General features: G+C 49.9%; 18 protein-coding genes, 1 tRNA gene and 1 pseudogene. 12 read left to right on the top strand and 8 right to left on the bottom strand.

The window, feature by feature from the left end:
* Positions 1-104: 104 nt before the first annotated feature.
* The 4 genes from accC to IPJ88_18695 are packed head-to-tail and all read right to left on the bottom strand — an operon-like array spanning position 105 to position 2810.
* Complete coding sequence (accC, locus tag IPJ88_18710) at positions 105-1472, bottom strand: acetyl-CoA carboxylase biotin carboxylase subunit (GenBank protein ID QQR90142.1); 1368 nt, start codon at positions 1470-1472, stop codon at positions 105-107.
* Positions 1462-1950, bottom strand: coding sequence for an acetyl-CoA carboxylase biotin carboxyl carrier protein (gene accB / locus IPJ88_18705; GenBank protein QQR90141.1), 489 nt, complete (start codon positions 1948-1950; stop codon positions 1462-1464). Before accB ends, accC begins: the two co-directional genes overlap by 11 nt.
* Positions 1951-1957: 7 nt before the next feature.
* On the bottom strand, positions 1958-2422 hold the full coding sequence (aroQ, locus tag IPJ88_18700) for a type II 3-dehydroquinate dehydratase (protein QQR90140.1): 465 nt from the start codon (positions 2420-2422) through the stop codon (positions 1958-1960).
* Positions 2423-2429: 7 nt separating this feature from the next.
* On the bottom strand, positions 2430-2810 hold the full coding sequence (locus IPJ88_18695; GenBank protein ID QQR90139.1) for a roadblock/LC7 domain-containing protein: 381 nt from the start codon (positions 2808-2810) through the stop codon (positions 2430-2432).
* 150 nt (positions 2811-2960) lie between these two features.
* Between IPJ88_18695 and IPJ88_18690 the strand changes: the two genes are divergently transcribed.
* Positions 2961-3043 (top strand) — tRNA-Leu (locus IPJ88_18690).
* A gap of 686 nt (positions 3044-3729) precedes the next feature.
* Here IPJ88_18690 and IPJ88_18685 read toward each other — a convergent pair.
* Positions 3730-4158: a hypothetical protein gene (locus IPJ88_18685; GenBank protein ID QQR90138.1), complete on the bottom strand. Its 429-nt coding sequence runs from the start codon at positions 4156-4158 to the stop codon at positions 3730-3732.
* A 14-nt stretch (positions 4159-4172) separates the two neighbouring features.
* Complete coding sequence (locus IPJ88_18680; protein QQR90137.1) at positions 4173-4601, bottom strand: SCP2 sterol-binding domain-containing protein; 429 nt, start codon at positions 4599-4601, stop codon at positions 4173-4175.
* A 76-nt stretch (positions 4602-4677) separates the two neighbouring features.
* Between IPJ88_18680 and pgeF the strand changes: the two genes are divergently transcribed.
* From pgeF to hemG, 7 genes are all read left to right on the top strand, one after another.
* Entirely contained in the window at positions 4678-5478 is an 801-nt protein-coding gene (gene pgeF, locus IPJ88_18675; protein QQR90136.1) for a peptidoglycan editing factor PgeF, read from the top strand.
* 133 nt (positions 5479-5611) lie between these two features.
* Positions 5612-6454, top strand: a complete 843-nt coding sequence (locus tag IPJ88_18670; GenBank protein QQR90135.1) for an acetyl-CoA carboxylase carboxyltransferase subunit beta — start codon at positions 5612-5614, stop codon at positions 6452-6454.
* A gap of 6 nt (positions 6455-6460) precedes the next feature.
* A complete protein-coding gene (locus IPJ88_18665) occupies positions 6461-7741 on the top strand; it encodes a bifunctional folylpolyglutamate synthase/dihydrofolate synthase (GenBank protein QQR90134.1) in 1281 nt (426 codons plus the stop codon).
* 837 nt (positions 7742-8578) lie between these two features.
* Positions 8579-8884 carry a hypothetical protein gene (locus IPJ88_18660; protein ID QQR90133.1) on the top strand — a complete coding sequence of 102 codons (306 nt, stop codon included), beginning with the start codon at positions 8579-8581 and terminating at the stop codon, positions 8882-8884.
* Positions 8885-9265: 381 nt separating this feature from the next.
* Complete coding sequence (gene hemE, locus IPJ88_18655) at positions 9266-10288, top strand: uroporphyrinogen decarboxylase (GenBank protein QQR90132.1); 1023 nt, start codon at positions 9266-9268, stop codon at positions 10286-10288.
* Positions 10289-10390: 102 nt separating this feature from the next.
* Entirely contained in the window at positions 10391-10642 is a 252-nt protein-coding gene (locus tag IPJ88_18650) for an FAD-dependent oxidoreductase (GenBank protein QQR90131.1), read from the top strand.
* Entirely contained in the window at positions 10593-11702 is a 1110-nt protein-coding gene (hemG, locus tag IPJ88_18645; protein ID QQR90130.1) for a protoporphyrinogen oxidase, read from the top strand. The genes IPJ88_18650 and hemG overlap by 50 nt, the downstream gene beginning before the upstream one ends.
* Positions 11703-11726: 24 nt before the next feature.
* Here the strand turns inward: hemG and yacG are convergent.
* Positions 11727-11908: pseudogene (gene yacG / locus IPJ88_18640) on the bottom strand (DNA gyrase inhibitor YacG).
* Positions 11909-11961: 53 nt separating this feature from the next.
* On the opposite strand from yacG, the gene IPJ88_18635 reads away from it, so the two are divergent.
* The 4 genes from IPJ88_18635 (at position 11962) to IPJ88_18620 (ending at position 17835) form a co-directional block, all read left to right on the top strand.
* Entirely contained in the window at positions 11962-13149 is a 1188-nt protein-coding gene (locus tag IPJ88_18635; GenBank protein QQR90129.1) for a cardiolipin synthase ClsB, read from the top strand.
* Between the two features lie 314 nt (positions 13150-13463).
* The gene (locus tag IPJ88_18630) at positions 13464-15689 is read left to right on the top strand and encodes a thioredoxin domain-containing protein (GenBank protein ID QQR90128.1); all 2226 of its coding nucleotides are present in this window, start codon (positions 13464-13466) and stop codon (positions 15687-15689) included.
* A 247-nt stretch (positions 15690-15936) separates the two neighbouring features.
* Complete coding sequence (locus tag IPJ88_18625) at positions 15937-16578, top strand: hypothetical protein (protein ID QQR90127.1); 642 nt, start codon at positions 15937-15939, stop codon at positions 16576-16578.
* 228 nt (positions 16579-16806) lie between these two features.
* Positions 16807-17835: a methyltransferase domain-containing protein gene (locus IPJ88_18620; protein QQR90126.1), complete on the top strand. Its 1029-nt coding sequence runs from the start codon at positions 16807-16809 to the stop codon at positions 17833-17835.
* Here IPJ88_18620 and IPJ88_18615 read toward each other — a convergent pair.
* Positions 17832-18059 (bottom strand): DUF1049 domain-containing protein, encoded by a 228-nt coding sequence (locus IPJ88_18615; GenBank protein ID QQR90125.1) that lies wholly within the window; start codon positions 18057-18059, stop codon positions 17832-17834. The two genes, IPJ88_18620 and IPJ88_18615, sit on opposite strands and share 4 nt — an antisense overlap.
* Positions 18060-18319 lie beyond the last annotated feature (260 nt).

Here is an 18319-nt window from a genome sequence, read left to right as displayed (position 1 = left end):
TGAGCTTTTTCCCGATAACTACCTACAAAAGCACTCTGTGTTTATCGTCGAACCGCTGATGCGCTTAGTTTAAAACAGCGTTCATCTAAAAATTATCAACGATTCTAGCCTTTTGAGGATTGGGCTTCAGGCATCTTACTGAAGTCAAGACGCTCGACAAAGCGCGTTGATATGTCCCCGGAGCGAAAATGGGGCTGATCCAAGAAGAACTCATGGAGCGCAATATTGGTTTTGATCCCGGTAATAATCGTTTCACCTAAAGCCCGTTTCATTCGAGCAATGGCTTGTTCACGATTGTTGCCGTAAGAAATTATCTTGGCGAGGAGCGAATCGTAGTGTGGCGGTACTTTCCAGCCGCCATAAATGCCGCTATCGACGCGAATGCCAGCTCCGCCTGGCGGATAGTATTCGGTGATAAGCCCCGGAGAGGGTGCAAAGGTTTTTGGATCTTCTGCATTGATGCGACACTCAATGGCATGACCACGTGGGGTGAGATGGGTATCAGGAATTGTCATGGCTTCACCTGCTGCGATACGAATTTGCTCAACCACCAAATCCACACCCGTTACAAGTTCGGTGACAGGATGCTCCACCTGCACGCGAGTGTTCATCTCCATGAAACTTAACTCGCCTTTTTCGTCCATGAGAAACTCAAGGGTTCCCAGGGATTGATAGGCGCTTTCGTTCATGGCGCGTGTGATCGTCGCTGCCATGTCGGCTCGCAGCTCCTCGGAGACGGCAACACTTGGCGCTTCTTCGACCAGCTTCTGATGTCGGCGTTGAATGGAGCACTCACGCTCTCCTAAAACACGCGTGATGCCTTTGCCATCGCAGGCTACTTGGAACTCGATGTGTCGAGGCTCTTCTACAAAACGTTCGCAGTACAAATCACCATTGCCAAAACCAGCAAGCGCTTCGGCTTGGGCGGAAGGAAACACGCGGAGCATTTGCTCTTCATTGCGAATAATATGCATGCCGCGACCACCACCACCACCCGCTGCTTTGAGCATGACTGGAAAACCGACAGCTTTAGCTTGAGTTGCCGCATCCTGAGCGTTTTTTAGGGTGTCAGAGCCTTGCGCGAGAGGAATACCTAGACGCGTAGCGAGTTTGCGCGCCTCGACCTTGTTTCCCCACTGCTTCATGTTTTGTGGGGAGGGCCCAATAAAGGTGAGGCCACATTCCCCGCAGATTGAGGCAAATTCAGGGTTCTCCGAGAGAAAACCATAGCCAGGATGGACCGCATCGGCGCCACTGATTTCAGCGGCAGCGATGATGGCCGGGATATTGAGATAACTCAAAGGTGCAGGCCCTGGACCAATACACACTGCTTCGTCGGCAAAACGTACGTGCAAAGCTTTCTCATCTACGTCGCTATGGACGGCGACCGTTGAGATGCCAAGCTCGCGACATGCGCGGATAATACGAAGGGCGATTTCTCCCCGGTTAGCAATAAGAATCTTACGGAACATGGTAATCGCGTCGCCTAGCGTTTTTTAATTCGAAAAGTTTGTCACCAAATTCAACGGGTTTTCCGTTCTCGATCAAAACCTCGAGTAAGGTACCGTCGAATTCAGCTTCAATCTCGTTCATCAGTTTCATCGCTTCGACAATGCACAGAACTTGCCCGGCTTTAAACTCTTGGCCTTTTTGGATGAAGGAGGGAGCATCAGGCGCTGGACATGCATAGAAGGTGCCCACAAATGGCGAGACGATAAAGTCGCCTGTCTCGCTGGCAGTGGGCTCGACTGCTTGGCTCGGAACTGCAGCCGGTGGCGGTATGCTAGGAGCGGGAGGGGCTACACTTGAGCCTGGCCCAGCGACGGCCCCCTCTGCTGGATCGCGTCGTAAACGAATACTCTCTTCGCCTTGGCTGATTTCAAGTTCACTAATGTTGTGTTGGCGGATAGCCCGCATCAAGTCTTTGATTTGTTTTAGATCGATTTCCATGAGGCTTTTACTTTCGATTAGGAGCCTTCAAATAATCAATTAGGCCGCGTAAGCCAAGGGGGTAACTGTTCGAAGCGAATCCAGCAACAAATCCTACGGAATTTACAGCAGTTAATGAGTCATGACGCAGTGCTTCACGACTGAAGATATTGGATAAATGCACTTCAACGTAGGGTAAAGCCACCGCGCTGAGGGCATCGGCAAGAGCGAGAGAAGTGTGGGTGAAGGCGCCGAGATTGATTAAAAGTCCAGCAAATTGCTTAGGTGCTTGCTGGATAAGATCAATCAAGACACCTTCGTGGTTTGATTGTTTGCACGTTAAGCTCACCTTGAACTGTTTGGCGATCGTTTTTAGCTGGGCATCAATTGTTTTAAGTGTTTCACGCCCGTAGATCTCAGGCTCGCGGCTACCCAATAGATTAAGGTTAGGCCCATGCAGGACCAGAATTTTTAACGACGATTGAGCTGCCATGTGTGTTTCACCTCAAGGCTGCCAACAATTGTTCTTCAACAGTGCGAAGTAAGAAGCGCGCCTTACCGATATTTCCTCCCGGCAATAGTGAAATTGCAACGAAGTAGTCGTCGTTTAATAGGCGAATGATGGTGGTAAGACGTTCGGCTTGGATAGCAACTTCGCGTGCAGATCCAGCATCGAGCATTTCAGCAGCTTTACGGATTTGAGACAGCACCACGCTGTACTCGGCGCCGATGGTTTCTGCGTCGACTTTGCTATTGTCCCTAACGTAGTGCTCGACTGGAAGGCCATCAAAGTCCATGAGCAGACCCGAGACGCTGCCCGAAGTTCTATCCACAACGCTTTTTAATATGCCGCTGAGTGACTGCGCGGTATCGGTCTGCATTTAGCCTCCTTAATGGCCCAAATTCGTCAAAACCACCTTATCCTATTTTCGAGGTGAATCCCAGCAAATGGCGATTCACCTTGAAGTCCTTGACATTAGGCTCCGGAGAAGTACTGTCCGTGCCGCTGTGCCGAGGTATCGGCTTAGGTTGCGGACGTGGCGGAACTGGCATACGCGCTAGACTAAGGATCTAGTGGGGAAACCCCGTGGAGGTTCAAGTCCTCTCGTCCGCACTAATTTTCTCTTTGGGTTTGGCTTTAACTGTTTGGACCGCTGCACAGCAGCGCTCCAAAGAGGGGATTCACGTGAATCCCCTCCCGAACGCGCTTTGCGCGTCGGCTCCCTCCCCAGCGGGCTCGCGTTGCTCGCGGGGGGGTTGGGTAGGTAATTTTGGGATTGGTTTAGTTGTTGGCTTTAACAGTTTGTACCGCTGCGTGGCAGCGCTCCAAAGAGGGGAGATACGCGTCTCCCTCCCGAACGCGCTTTGCGCGTCGGCTCCCTCCCCAGCGGGCTCGCGTTGCTCGCGGGGTGGTTGGGTAGGTAATTTTGGGATTGGTTTAGTTGTTGGCTTTAACAGTTTGTACCGCTGCGTGGCAGCGCTCCAAAGAGGGGAGATACGCGTCTCCCCTCCCGAGCGCACTTCGTGCGTCGGCTCCCTCCCCTGCGGGCTCGCGCTGCTCGCGGGGTGATTGGGCTAGCTGATTTTGAAATTGGTTTGCTCTTTAGCTTTGACTGTTTGTACCGCTGCACAGCAGCGCTCCAAAGAGGGGAGATACGCGTCTCCCCTCCCGAGCGCACTTCGTGCGTCGGCTCCCTCCCCTGCGGGCTCGCGCTGCTCGCGGGGTGATTGGGTAGCTGATTTTGGAATTGGTTTGCTCTTTAGCTTTGACTGTTTGTACCGCTGTTTTGCTTGTGCGGGTTAGTGGCTTACGGCCATGATGTCACCGAACTGGGTGAAGAGTTTAAAGTGGTTGAGGATGCCGTGGAGGCGAATTTGGCCTTTGAACAAGCGTTTTAGGACGCCTTGCGCTGTGGGCTTTCGCAAGTCTGGAAGTCCGAAATAGGGCAGCGATTCAATCAAGGATAGATTGGTGATGTCTTCACTGCTCGCTCGCACCGCAATATCCGGGATGCTGTAGATTCCGTCGTAGATGCGTAACCGTCCCTTTTGAAACACCAAAGTAAGAGCTACTTGTGCATCTTCAGCGACGATTGCCACTGAGCCAAGCATTTGCTCGAAGATGTTGGCTTTGCTTGTATCGGTCTCGATGTTGTTTTTCAAAAGCTCCGACAGGATTAAAGCTAAACCGTTTTGCTCTGCGTCAGGGTCGAGTTCGATGCTGTTCATGCTGTCACAGTTTCCTAAGCAACGAATTCGGTGGGTACCTGACTTGCGCTTTGCACCAGCTGTTTTGATCCTTCGACGTAGCGAATCATGGTTGGCAAAGCGCCTTTGGTGAGTTTGAGCTTGTTTTGCATCATGGCTTTGATCGGCTCAACCTTACCTTGCACGACCTCTTTCCAGAGAGGATAGGGAGCTTCAATCACAAAGGCGGCTTTGTTCTTGGCTTGTTCAGCATTCGTAAAATATTCGGTATTGCGGCACTTGCCTTGATGGACATCAAGGAGCATGGCTGCATCGTTTTCGAGGCCTATGGCTTTGTCTGCTTTGACGACCATGGCAACTGCACCGTGGGTCCAGTCCGCTGAAGCTTGCTCGTAGGCTTGATTGGCGTTGACAGCGTCTTTGTAAGCTGCGGTCCATTCAGGTGACGGAAATTGATATGCCATATTAAAACCTTCCTAAAAACAGTGCTTGCCATGACGGCATTTCTTTAGGCGAAGCACAGTAGTATGTTGCGGTGCGATGCGCAATGTAAACTCGCAGCCCGTTCTTTTGCGTTCCAAGCTCTTCGATGAGATGGGGATTTCACACGCTTTTTCAACCCGCCAAGGTGGTTTTAGCAAAGCTCCCTTTGATAGTTTGAACTTGGCGCGTAGCGTGGGTGACGAAGCCGCTAGCGTTGAGAAAAACTACGCATCGCTTGCTCAGGCTGTGGGTTATGAAACGAGTAAACTCTACGAGCTAAGCCAAGTGCATAGCGATACCGTTGTGGTGGTTGATGCGAAGTTAGACCCCGTGCAATTTCGAAGCCAACAAGGCGATGCGCTTATCAGTCAAAAGCCGACGCTTGCCGTGGCGGTGCGCACCGCAGATTGCGTGCCCTTACTTTTTGCGAGCGAAGACGGAAGTGGTGTAGCGGCAGTCCATGCTGGTTGGCGAGGTGTACGCGCTCAGATCGTTCTTGCTACGATTTCACGATTGCAGAATCTTAATGTGCAGAGCACTGCTTTGCGTGTGGCCATTGGGCCGCATATTCGTTCTTGTTGTTTTGAGGTGGGCGGCGAGGTAGTGCAGCACTTTTCTTCATCTCCGCTTATTTATCAAGCCACACAAGCTAAAGGCGATAAATTTTTGCTGGACCTAAAAAAAATACTCCTAGAGCAAATTAGCCGGGCGGGAATAAAGCAAAACTTTATTGATGATGTCGGTGGTTGCACGATGTGCGAGCCCCAGCGCTTTTTTTCCTATCGCCGCGATGGGCAGGCTTCTGGAAGGCAGTTATCGGTAATTTTGCCTCGCGCCCATAGTCTGGATAGGTCCTGATGGCAGTTTTTATCCGTAAAATCGACAGTTTTGGCGTTTTACAGGCAGTAAACATGCTAAAGTTGGCATGTTTAGCTTATCCGTGACGCTTGGCTTTTGAGTTGGGCCGGCTTTGTGCTAATCGATGCGGCTAATGGCTCGTTTTGAGAAAACCAAAGTTACTCATCAAGAGGGCGAAGAAAAGCGCACGCTTGGTGAGGGTGTATTTCGTCGCTGCAACGGTTGTGGATACACCTGTCACTCCGATCACTATGTCACCAACAGCGAAGTGTGTCCCAAGTGTGGCTATCACTATCGCTTAAGTGGTGAAGAATGGATCGAGCTTTTGTTGGATCCCGATTCTTTTAAAGAAGAGGATGCTGGACTAAGTCCAGTCGATGCGCTCGGCTTTGTCGATTCCAAGCCATACGGGGATCGTATCAAAGCTGCACAAAAAAAGTCCGGTGTCAAAGATGCCATCATGGTAGGCAGTGGTTTGCTTGAAGAACGCAGCATTCAGATTGGCGCGTTTTTGTTTCGCTACATGGGCGGTTCCATGGGTTCGGTGGTTGGGGAGAAAATCACGCGTATGGTTGAACGTGGCGTCGATAAAAAGCAGCCAGTGGTGTTGCTTTCATCCTCGGGTGGGGCACGTATGCAAGAGGGTGTGCTTTCTTTGATGCAAATGGCCAAAACGGTCTCAGCGCTGGGCAGGCTGCGCGAAGTGAAGATGCCTTTTGTTAGTGTGCTTTTGGATCCGACTACGGGTGGTGTTGCTGCAAGTTTTGCCTTTTTAGGCGACGTAAACATCGCTGAGCCGAACGCGCTTATTGGCTTTGCAGGTCAACGCGTCATCGAAACCACCATTCGGCAAAAATTGCCCGACGGCTTTCAACGTGCGGAGTTTCTCAAAGAACACGGCATGATTGATATCATCGCCTCTCGCCATGAAATGCGTGACACCATTGCGCGCGTGCTTCGGCATTTACTCGACTAAGCACCCGTGGACTATCCAAACGCAGTTCGTTTTCTGTATGCGCTGCAACATCAAGGTATCAAGCTAGGTCTTGAACGCATCGATGCGCTACTTAACCTTCGCGGAGAGGCGCATCGATCGCTGCGCGTTGTGCACGTTGCCGGCACCAACGGCAAAGGCAGTACCGTTGCTTTTTTAGAATCAGTGTTTCGCTATGCGGGCTATAAAACCGGCCTGTGTACCTCGCCGCATTTGCATAAGGTCACCGAGCGCATCCGTATTGGCGGCGTAGCCATCTCGGATCAGGAATTCGCCGAGCGGATGAGCGATTTTGCGGAGTCCATGAAAGACATGCAACCGCCCCTAAGCTTTTTTGAGACCATCACCGCGATTGCTCTTGAGAGTTTTCGCGATGCCAAATGCGAGATTGTTTTTGTTGAAACTGGCTTAGGTGGGCGGCTCGATGCCACCAACGTGCTTCGACCAGAACTGTGCGTGATCACGAACGTCGCTTTGGACCATACGCAGATTTTGGGTCACACATTGGCTGAGATAGCCAGAGAGAAAGCAGGGATCTTAAAGCAAGGCGTGCCTTGTGTACTTGGGAATTTAGCTCACGAAGCACTTGAGGTGATTGCCGATGTGGCCAAGCAAAAAGAAGTCGAGTTGATACGCTATAATGAGGCCTATAAGCTTCGTTGTAACGAGCAAGGCAAACGCAGCATCTCATTTGGCGGTGAAGTATTTAATCTAGAGAAGCTTTCCCTTGCTGGCGAGCATCAATACCAAAATGCAGCGCTTGCCTATGTTTGTTCCAAGTTGCTTTGTAAGAAGGGTTTTGTGATCGGCCAACAGCAAATCGTTCAGGGTCTAAAGCAGACGCACTGGCCAGGTCGTTTGGAGCATTTCGATCAATCCCCAGAAATCATTTTGGATGCAGCGCACAATCCCGACGGCGCACAAACACTTGCGAACTATCTTAAGCAGATTCCAAGAAGAACTGGCCCGACTGTTTTGCTCTTTGCTTGCATGAAGGACAAAGACGCTGAATCGCTCCTTAGTAAACTCGATGATGTCATCGATCATCATGTCTTTAGCAGCACAGGCATGCCCCGCAGCCAAAGTCCACAGAACCTCAGTGCTTTGCGCGAAGGCGAGATAGCCGAAGCACCCGAGCAAGCGTTTGAAAAAGCCAAGACCATAGCCGGCGAGCAGGGCAGAGTGATCGTGGCCGGCTCAATTTTCCTCATCGCCCAAATCAGAAGCCGCCTCCTATCCATCCCCACCGACCCCCTAGTCGCCCTATAGATCCAGGATCCCCTGTTTTTTTCTTTTTCATTTCAATAACTTAATGCACACACCGCGAAAGTTTGAAATTCCATCTTTTCGCGGTGTGTGTTCTAAATGGTTGTAAATATTTATGGTTTTCGACTAGATCCTGGATAGATTTATGAATATACCGTTCCCTCTGAAACGCGTCGTGAGCTGCTCAAGGCTTTTGTGCTTAGTGGCGCCGAGGACTCCATGCATGGTTTTGCTGCACGGACAGGGCAAAGCAGTACGGCTGTTCGTAACGAGCTTTTGCGTATGGAGGAAGTAGGTTTGGTTGCAGGTGAGGTTGTAGGCAACGCACATGTGTTCAAGTTGAGTCCACAGATCGATAAAGGCCTCCTTGCGGCATTGCGTACGCTTATCAAAACGAAAGCGTTTCCTGCGCCGGATGTGAACGAAAAGAGCTTGATCTTGTCTCGGTCCTGGCCTCTAGTCTTGTGCTTGCTCGTCGAGACGCGAGTGTTGCGCGGGTGCTTTCTGTGGTGTTTTATAAAAACAAATCGCGATTGTCTCAGATACTGCCGGAGCTAGTCCATCGCGCGAAACAAAGCGAAAGCAATCATACTCTTGGTTTCTTCCTAGAGCTTACCGATAAGTTGGCCCAAGATCGGGAGTTTTCCTTGCTTCTAGGTAAACACTTGGCGAAATTAAGAGATAAGCGCCGCAGCCGATCGGAGGCTTTTTTTGTACATATGAAACCGAGCAAGTACGAGAAAAAGCTCATGCAACGCAATACGTCCGACCTTGCTCGTAAGTGGCTATTTGAAATGAATATGCCGTAAGAAGGCTTTCATTCCATTGTTGAGAAACATTGTGACTAAAAACTACCGCAGAAAAACTCCCCAAGAGTTGCTTCAAAGCTTGCAAGCGTTAGATCAAGCGCTTCGTAAAGACCAAACACTAATTATCATTGGTGGAGCAGTTCTTGTTTTGGGGTATGGCGTCACAAAAGGCACAACGGACATCGATACCTATGAGTCCATGAACTCTGAAATCAAAGAGGCGCTTAAAACGATTCGAGAAAAGATGAGACATTCGTTCCTCTGGGCGAGACCGGTGTGGCACAGTTTCCACACGATTATCAAGAGTGCGTACAACGTTGCGAGCTTCCTGAGCTAACGAAGCTTACAGTCACGTGCCTGAAAAACATGACTTGGCAATCTCAAAAATTTCGCGAGGTACCGATCATGACTTTGGAGGCATGGTGGAGCTTCACGAAAGATACCCTCTGGATCTTGAAATTCTGATCGATCGATTTAAGAAAAATCCTTAGACAGGTGATCCTGAGATTCTTAGAATTCAACTTCTAAGGTGCATTGAGATCTTTTTTGGTGAAGAGCAAGCCAGGTACATTGAAGAACAGGTCTAGGCGCCGAAGTAAGGCGCTTGCACTCTCGGTTTTTTTGCTAGGAATCGCGCTAAGTTTTGGTTGTTTAACTCCTGTTTCGACCCGAAAAGTTTTTAGGGACAGGCTTTGATACTTTGTGCTAGAAGAGCGCTGTGTCTGAGTTTCTTAAAGCTTGCCGAAAAGAGCCGACCTCGTTTACGCCGATTTGGTTGATGCGTCAGGCCGGACGTTATCAAGCGGAGTACCGTGCGATTCGCTCGAAAGTGTCTTTCATAGAGCTTTGCAAGAACTCGGATTTGGCAGCTGAAGTAACTTTGTTGCCTGTGCAGCAGTTTGAGTTGGATGCTGCAATTGTTTTTGCTGATATTCTTTTAGTCTTGGAGCCTTTAGGCGTTGGTTTTTCATTTACGAAAGAGGGCGGCCCTGTTATCGAAGAGCCATTGCGCGACAGCAAAGCCATCGATCGCTTGAAGGAAAACATTCAAGCTGAACATTCCCTGGCTTATGTGATGCAAACGCTAAAGAAAGTCAGACAAGCACTTGCTGGCCGTATCCCGCTGATAGGTTTTTCCGGTGCGCCTTTTACCTTGGCGTCGTACATGATCGAAGGTGGCGGTTCACGTGACTACCTTCACACCAAGACCTTGATGTACAACGACCCTGCTGCCTTTGATGTGCTCATGCAGAAGTTAAGCTTGGCGGTGATCGATTACCTCAAAGCACAAATCAAAGCAGGCGCGCAGGCGGTGCAGCTTTTTGACAGTTGGGTTGGCTGTCTCAGTCCCAGGGATTATCAGCGTTTCGTTTTACCTCATATGAAAAAAGTGTTTGCTGCTCTGGGCGATCACGTGCCGGTGATTCATTTTTCAACCGGCAATGCGGCGCTCTATCCTTTAATGAAGGAAGCTGGCGGTCATGTGATTGGTATCGACTGGCGTGTGGACCTTGCTGAGCAATGGGAACGACTTGGCGATGTTGCTCTACAGGGCAATCTGGATCCAACCTTTTTGCTCGCTCCCGCGGATGAGCTCAAAGGAGCGGCCAAAACAATTCTTGATGCCGCTAATAGTCGGCCGGGTCATATTTTTAATCTCGGGCACGGGGTTTTACCGCCAACTTCGCCAGATCAAGTTCGAATGTTGGTGGACTACGTGCACGAGCAGAGCGCAAGATAGATCTTGCCTGTAAAGGAGTGTTCATGGCCAAGATTACAATCATCGGTGGCGGTCTTGGTGGGTTAAAGCACGGCTTATTTCCTCAAGCAGAACGACGCTTCTTTGGATATCCAAGTGCTTGAAGCCAGCGCTCGCGTGGGAGGCGGTCTGCGAACGCACAAACGCGATGGTTTTGTTGTCGAAGGTGGTGCTGATTCCATGTTAGCTGAGCCACGCGATGGTCTAGACCTTGCGCTTGCGCTTGGTCTCGAAGAACAGATTATTGCTACCAACGAAGCGCACCGCGGTGCTTATGTGTTTTCAGATGGCAAGCTCAATAAATCCAGAAGGCTTTCAGCTTATTGGTCCCAGTGACATTTGGAGTTTTTTGCGCACCCCATTGATTTCATGGAAAGGTAAATGCCGCGCCATGATCGAGCCGTGGGTGAAAAAGCGGCTTAGCGATGAAGAAAGCTTGCAATCGTTTGTGACGCGACGTTTTGGTAAGGAGCTCTTTGAAAAACTTGCTCAACCCTTAGCAAGTGGCATTTACGGAGCTGATCCTTCGACCTTGAGTATGCATGCATCGTTGCCACGTTTTGTTGAGCTTGAGCGACGCTACGGAAGCGTCTCTCGTGGTTTGATGGCGGCTAAACATGCCAAAAAAAAGCAAGGTGGCGGTGCGCGTTACGGCATGTTTTCCGCGTTCAAGGGTGGCATGCAGACGCTCATCGATGCCTTGATGTCCGAGTTGGGGCAAAGTGTTAAGTGCAATACCTCGGTTACTCGCATTACTGCGAGTGACGAAGGCTTTTCGATAAAGCTTGGTGATGGCCAAAGCATCACAACGCAGGCGGTGGTTCTTGCCGTGCCAGCGCATGTCGCGGCGATGCTCGTAGCAGAGCTTGCTCCGGAAGCTAGCGCGGCTTTTTCACAAATCCAATATGGCTCAGCGGCTGTGCTTAGCATGGCCTTTGATGGCGATGCTTTTGAACGAAAGCTGGATGCCTTTGGTGTCGTGGTCCCGGAAAAAGAAAAGAGCCCGATCATGGCCGCGACCTTCAGCCATATCAAATACCCCGGCCGCGCTCCAGCGAGCAAAGCCTTGATGCGTTGCTACTTTGGTGGTCCCAATGCAGCGCATGACGAGCAAACAGATGACGTGTTGTTCGAACAAGGGCTTCACGAGCTCGATCGAATGTTAGGGCTTCATAAAAAACCACACTGGTATATTCTTGATCGTTATCACAAGGCTCTGCCGCGTTATACCTTGGGGCATTTCGAACGCGTTCAGAAAATTGAAAAAGCTCTCGCGCCTTATCCGCGTTTACAGGTTGCAGGCAACGCTCTTTACGGAGTGGGCATTCCTCAAGTCGTAAAGCGTGCAAAAATCACTGCCAATACCTTAGCGGAGCAACTGGGACAAAGCGCTTAGAGCATGCTTCATCCAGGCCTGAGTTCAGGCGCTTTGATCCGGCTCATCACTTGTGCTGGCTTCGTCGGACTCGATGCGATAGCCCTCATCAAGCCAATTTCCCAAATCAAGGAGCTTGCAGCGTTTGGAGCAAAAGGAAACGCAGGATTTTGGGAGGAGCTCGCTACGGGTTTTTTACATTGCGGACAGTGCTTTGCTTTGGACATGACTTAGGGAGCGTAGCACAAAAGGTCCGGACTGCGCTAAGGTGTCCTGGTCGATGAGACCCGTTGATATATCGAAGACCTTTAAAGAGCATCTCCTTCCAGGCAAGCCTTTACTTTGGAAAGCAGGCCGGGTTGCGCTATTTCACGATAGCGATGAAGCGCTTGAAGCAATGTTGGATGCTATTAAGCAAGCCGAAAAAGAAATTATCCTTGAAATGTATTGGATTGCTTCGGATCAAACAGGTTGGGGTTTCGCCGAAGCTTTGATGGATAAAGCGCGAAAAGGGCTTCGTGTGTGTGTTCTCTTTGATGCCATCGGTTCGTGGGATAGCGATGGGGTTTTTTTCGATGCTTTGGAGCAAGCTGGCTGCGAGCTTGAACAATACAACCCCATTGCGCCTTGGCGAAAACGTTTTCGTTTGGATAAAGTTAACTTGCGCGATCATCGAAAGATCTTGGTCGTCGATCGAAAGGTTGCTTTTACAGGGGGCGCGAACCTTGCTGATTTTTGGCGAGCGGAGGAGCACGGTGGAGAAGGCTGGCGCGATGACATGGTTCGCATTGAAGGTCCTGCGGTGTTGGATTTGCTAGCCGTGAGTGCACATACCTGGAACAGGTTGTCGGATAAAAATATCGAGGTTGATGAAAAGACGCTTAGCCCGGTTGTTCCGAAAGGCGCGACAAACCCCCTTGAAAGTCGCATCATGGTGCTTGCCAATTTTTTTAAAGCTTCAACCTTTGGCATTCGTCGAGCCTATTTAAAAGAAATCCAAGCAGCGCAGTCTTCTATTTTGATTGCCAATGCCTATTTTGTTCCCGGTAGAAAGGTGAGTCGAGCGCTAGCAAAAGCAGCCAAACGCGGTGTTGACGTGCGCATTTTGGTGCCGGAAACAAGTGACGTGGTTGCGGTTTATTATGCTTCGCGTCGCATGTTTGCATGGCTTATGAAACGTGGCGTGCATATTTATACCTGGCCGCATTCAGTGCTTCATTCAAAGAGCGCTGTAATTGATAGCCGTTGGACCACGGTGGGCACGCACAACCTTGATAACCGTTCCATTCGCATGAATCTCGAGGTCAATGTAGCGATTGACGATGAGCGAATCGGACAGGCGATGCATAAAAAAATCCTTGAAGACATGGCGTCGGCTCTTGAAGTTTCACGGCGGGACTGGATGTTTAGGCCGCTGGGGGTGCGAGTTGCAGAGCGGGTGTTTTATGCATTTCGGTGGCTTCTCTAAGTGTAATGGTTGCTTAGGAGCTCGAGTGAGATGCGGATAACAGTGGCTCGCTGGAGCTTTCAAGACCACAGGGTCTGCGCGGTGGGCTGGACGGATTTCCTCCCACGTTTATCTTGTTTGCGCTCTGGGCAGATGCTCCTGCGAGCCACTGTCATCCGCATCGCAAATCAGGTTAGCGGTTGCTCTTTGCAGTCCTATGCAGATTGTGCTCACAAGTTTACGGTTGCGGTTCATGTTTGCTCGAATTGCTTTCTTGGGGTTCCATGTTTTACCTTGGGTGTTTGCTTTGAGGCTTTGTGTTAGCTTCGGTTGTTATGATGACTTCGTTACCGGGTGTTGTGGGTGAGTTTTTGGCGGATCGGGAGGCCCTTGAGGCTGAATGGCAGAAGAGGGCGGATGGGTATCGGCCGCGGACGCGGCATTTGGATGGAAACGGCGCGCCGCTTTATACGAATCGTTTGTTTTTCGAGAGCAGTCCTTATCTTTTGCAACATGCGCACAATCCGGTGAACTGGTTTCCTTGGGGTGAGCAAGCATTTGAGCTTGCGAAGAAGCACAACAAAGCCGTGCTTCTTTCTGTTGGCTATAGCACCTGTCATTGGTGTCATGTGATGGAGGAAGAGTCCTTTGAAGATGCAGAGATTGCAGCAGCGATCAACCAGCATTTTATTGCAGTGAAAGTCGATCGTGAAGAGCGACCGGATGTCGACGCGATTTACATGTCGGCCGTGCAGCTCATAAGTGGCCATGGTGGCTGGCCCATGACCGTGTTTATGACACCACAGAAAGTTCCTTTTTTTGCAGGCACTTATTTTCCAGCGCGCGATGGCGATCGCGGTGCGCGTTTTGGTTTTCTAAGTTTGCTTGGCGCCATTGCGGCAGAATATGAAAAAGAGCCGGAAAAACTCCTCGAATCGGCTGAGCAACTAAAACAAGCGCTTCAGCAAATGCTTGAGCTAAAGCAGTCAACGGACGCGAAGATTCCCAAGGAACTCGAGCAAAAGGCTTTTGCTGAACTAGAGGAGCGTTACGATCCGAAGTACGGTGGCTTGCTGCCTGCGCCTAAATTTCCGAGCAGTTTGCCAGTGGCTTTCCTTTTGTCTTACGCCAAGCGGCATCCTGATTCCGAAGCCTTGCAGATGGCATTGCATACACTTCGTTGCATGGCCAAAGGTGGGTTACACGATCACGTAGGCGGGGGATTTCATCGCTACTCAACGGATCGCATCTGGCTCGTTCCACACTTTGAAAAGATGCTCTACGACAACGCCTTGCTCGCCCAGAGTTACTTGCGAGGCTATGAGCAAAGCGCTGATCCAAGGTTGCTGGATGTGCTCCGAGATATTTTGGACTATGTGAGCCGTGATATGTGTAGTCCAGAGGCTGCTTTTTATTCGGCCACCGATGCCGATAGCATTGTGCCTGATGGGACCAAGCAGGAAGGATGGTTTTTCACTTGGACACCCGAGGAGCTCGATAGTGTTCTTGATCCGGACGATGCTGTTTTATGTAAGCGTATCTACGGTGTGGACGTGGAAGGCAACTTTGAAGGTCGCTCCATTCTTTTTGAGAAAGAATCGATTGGCGATGTCGCTCAGGAACTAAGCGTTTCAGTTGAGCAGCTCAAACAGCGGCTGACTGCTATTCGCGAAAAGCTTCGCTTAGAGCGCGCCAAGCGTTCGGCTCCTTTGTTGGATGATAAAATTCTCTTGTCGTGGAACGCACTTATGATTAGCGCCTATGCCCAAGCAGCAAAAGCGCTTGATGATGCGAGCTATAAAAAAATCGCGCTGGATGCCATGGATTTCATCCTAACCACTATGCAAAAAGGCGAAGGCTTCTCACGTAGCTATCGGCAAGGCAAGCTTGGTCCAAGTGCATACCTTGACGACTACGCCTGTTTGATTGCCGCACTGCTTGATCTTTTTGATCTTACTTCTGATTTGGAATTTTTGCGCAAAGCTTTTGCGCTCGAGAGCTATGTTGCGGCGCATTTTGAAGACACTGAGCATGGTGCATTTTTCATGACTGCGCACGAACAGGAATCCCTTATTGCAAGAAATAAAGCTTTCATGGATGGAGCTGAACCTTCGGGCAATACCGTGATGGCTAAAAATCTCTTGCGCCTTTATGCCTTCGGGCTTCGAGATGAGCACTACCAGAGGCTCGAGCGTCTGCTGACTTGTATCGCTGGGCGTATGCAAAATGTACCATCCGCGTTTTGTGAGCTGTTAGAAACAGCCCGCACGATGCAAGACGGCGTAAGCCAACTTCTGGTGGTTGTTAAAGATAGCGCTAGCGACGCATCCGCTTTTGTGCAACGAGATAGCGTGACGGCTGCGATGCCCACCGTGCTGCTCACCATCGAAGAGAGCAAGCTAGCAGACTATGCTGAGCTATTGCCTTGGGTTGAAGCAAAGCTTTGCAAAGAGGGTAAAGTCACCGCCTATCTTTGCAAGCAGGGCCAATGCGGGCTTCCCGTTACCAGCCCGGATGAACTCAAGCAGCAACTCAATCTCATTAGTAAGCATCTATTCTGATCCTGGGCGGTAAGTGCATAGTCGGGCCAGCAGTCACCACGAAGCTGCGCAGGACTATCTGTCCACTTAGGTCCACCTTGGGAGCACAGATGATACCTGGGGCTTTGGAAGCCCTTGCTTCGGACAGAATGTGTTCTTGATCATGACAGTAAATTAATCGCAGCGGTATTTTCGCTGTCAATTCAATATGTCGTTTTTTTGGCTACCAGGAGCGTTTGTTGGTACGAATCTTGCTCGGTAAAGGGCTATGACTCGAAGTAAAACACGTTCCTATATTCACAAACACCTGGTTTATACTGTAGCGCGACTTTTTATGCTTAGCTCCCTCGGTTGCGCTTGGCAGCAAGACGACGCCGTAGATACGGACGGATTAAATGCAGTCGGTGCGGCTAGTTGCCTGGATAGCATAAATGCAAACGTCGCTGACTCGACTATTTTGACCTGCATGGATTGGGCTGACACCAAGGCACTTTTGTTTAATCCACGTATGTCGCGGCTAGATCTTTATTTAGATCCTGCGGATGCCGATGACGACGGGAAAATACATGTCGAACTTCGGATCATTAACGAGGGGACTGTTCCTGTTTACGTCTATCCTACTGTTTCACGCAGCTACGATATCTATCGCGACGGAATCATGTTGCAAAATGACTTAGTAAACGGACAAAAAATCCTACAACGCGCTCGTTTGAAAGATCCTTTATTTGAGAGCGTTTCTGCCACTTTCAATCTATTTATAGATGTCGAGATTGTTGAAGCACTTAAGGTACAAGGTGAGTCCCAGGAACTTAATCTACTCTTTGACGTTGGGGCACTTGGTTACGATCCCAATAAACTTCCGCCGCAAATGCAAAGTTTTGCATTGGACGTTTTTAATGCAGCGCTCTAAGGTCTCGCGATCCTGCGTGTAAAGGCGTTCATGGATAAGCCGTTGTGCATCCGAAGCCGCCTCTACAGACTCCATTGTCCGTTAGGCTGAGGCCACCCACAGCATGCACTACTTGCCAACTTGATGGGTTCAAAGACCCACTATTTCGCATTTTGTCCATATAATTTAGCGAATAAACATGGACGATGTAGCTTTTAGGGTTAGATTGTGCGTGTTATGTCGATACCTATGGTGCAGTTACCAGAGCATGGCTATTTCCGGCTTTATCGCTTGCAGCAAAAGGCTTTGCTCTTTCCGATCCGAACAGCGCATCAGCTTCTTCGGCATGTAGGCAAGACAAAACATGAGGTAGCGGATTCAGCAAGTGAGGCTTTGAAAGCTGCCTATGAGCAGCTGCTTCGGGATGAATGGCAATCCGTTGAACAAGGCTACTATCCGAAATCGATTTTATTTGATTTTCCATTTACTCGCTACGCTTTGCATCTGCCTTTGCTTACAGCAGAGTTCTTTCGCGTGCATCGCCGCATGCGTCAAGGCAACTATAAAGACTTGCCGGAAGTTGCCGACGCTACGCGCTACCCCAAATACTATCTGCGTAATTTTCATTGGCAGAGTGACGGCTATTTTTCAAAACATTCGGCGCGGCTTTATGACTTGAGTGTGGAGTTCTTATTTCTGGGTACGGCGGATGTCATGCGTCGTCAGATCCTTACGCCGATGGCTCGCCATCTTAAGCGAGACCCGAGCCGGGCAGCACACATGCTGGACGTTGCATGTGGAACTGGACGAAGCCTGCGCTTTATCAGTAAAGCCTTTCCAAATATACAAGCCACCGGTCTCGATCTATCGCCTTTTTATTTAGAACAGGCCAAGAAGACCGTGCAACACGATCCGATGGTATCGCTTGTGCAAGGCAACGCTGAAACGTTGCCTTTTGACGATCATAGTTTCGACATCGTAAGCAGTACCTATCTTTTTCATGAACTACCGCGTGCGGTTCGCCGCACGGTGATGTCTGAAATGGATAGAGTGCTTAAACCCGGAGGTTTGCTCGTGCTTGAGGATTCGGCACAGCCTTCTGAGGCTCAGGACCTTGCTGTGTTTTTGGGTAGCTTTGCGGCTGACTTTCACGAACCTTACTATCGTGACTATTTGCGCGATGAGCTGCTGGAGCTCATGCCGGATCATTATCAAGGCAAGCAGCAGCGGCGCGCCTTTGTGTCCAAGGTAGCTTGGGCGATCAAGCCGAGTGCTTAGCTATGATCGTCGATGCCTTTTCGCGGTTTTGAGCGGAGAAAAAGTCCAAGCAGTCCACCGATGAGCATGCCCAGGGCGGAGCTTACAAAAATTACCAAACTAAGCGGTCCTTCGGCGATTCGCGCACCGACAAAAGTGATAGCGACTTGTTCGGTGTTGGATATGGCAAAAAGGAAAAGAGCAATAAAGAGCACCCAAAGTACTACAAGTTTGATAAGTCGCATGAGCTAACTCCTAGACAGAGCATTCGTTTCGGGATGTTTTGGTTCATCGCTGTTTTACATGGTATTGCAATTGACTCTAAACTTGTGCTCGTTGTCGTCGAGATTACTTTAGCTTGGCTTTGATTGCGAGTGCGATGGTTGTGGAGCTGAAAATGACGGAAGATAAGCAAGCTTTGGATATTCTGTACCCTGTTGGAAGTAAAAAAACGCTTACGAGAACACTTTACTTGGCCGTGTGTTTGATTTTCGCGCTCTTGGCA

It is taken from the genome of Myxococcales bacterium, from assembly GCA_016699535.1.
GTDB lineage: Bacteria > Myxococcota_A > Polyangia > Polyangiales.
The sequence above is the reverse complement of the archived record's forward strand: the minus strand, read 5'-3'. Positions and strand labels throughout refer to the sequence as shown.

Coding starts and splice junctions, on each gene's coding strand:
- IPJ88_18680 (QQR90137.1), bottom strand. CDS start 4,601: ATGGCATATCAATTTCCGTCACCTGAATGGACCGCAGCTTACAAAGAC.
- IPJ88_18635 (QQR90129.1), top strand. CDS start 11,962: ATGAGACCCGTTGATATATCGAAGACCTTTAAAGAGCATCTCCTTCCA.
- IPJ88_18620 (QQR90126.1), top strand. CDS start 16,807: ATGGTGCAGTTACCAGAGCATGGCTATTTCCGGCTTTATCGCTTGCAG.
- aroQ (QQR90140.1), bottom strand. CDS start 2,422: ATGGCAGCTCAATCGTCGTTAAAAATTCTGGTCCTGCATGGGCCTAAC.
- pgeF (QQR90136.1), top strand. CDS start 4,678: ATGCGCAATGTAAACTCGCAGCCCGTTCTTTTGCGTTCCAAGCTCTTC.
- IPJ88_18630 (QQR90128.1), top strand. CDS start 13,464: ATGATGACTTCGTTACCGGGTGTTGTGGGTGAGTTTTTGGCGGATCGG.
- IPJ88_18670 (QQR90135.1), top strand. CDS start 5,612: ATGGCTCGTTTTGAGAAAACCAAAGTTACTCATCAAGAGGGCGAAGAA.
- accC (QQR90142.1), bottom strand. CDS start 1,472: ATGTTCCGTAAGATTCTTATTGCTAACCGGGGAGAAATCGCCCTTCGT.
- IPJ88_18615 (QQR90125.1), bottom strand. CDS start 18,059: ATGCGACTTATCAAACTTGTAGTACTTTGGGTGCTCTTTATTGCTCTT.
- IPJ88_18625 (QQR90127.1), top strand. CDS start 15,937: ATGACTCGAAGTAAAACACGTTCCTATATTCACAAACACCTGGTTTAT.
- IPJ88_18685 (QQR90138.1), bottom strand. CDS start 4,158: ATGAACAGCATCGAACTCGACCCTGACGCAGAGCAAAACGGTTTAGCT.
- IPJ88_18695 (QQR90139.1), bottom strand. CDS start 2,810: ATGCAGACCGATACCGCGCAGTCACTCAGCGGCATATTAAAAAGCGTT.
- accB (QQR90141.1), bottom strand. CDS start 1,950: ATGGAAATCGATCTAAAACAAATCAAAGACTTGATGCGGGCTATCCGC.
- hemG (QQR90130.1), top strand. CDS start 10,593: ATGGCAAGCTCAATAAATCCAGAAGGCTTTCAGCTTATTGGTCCCAGT.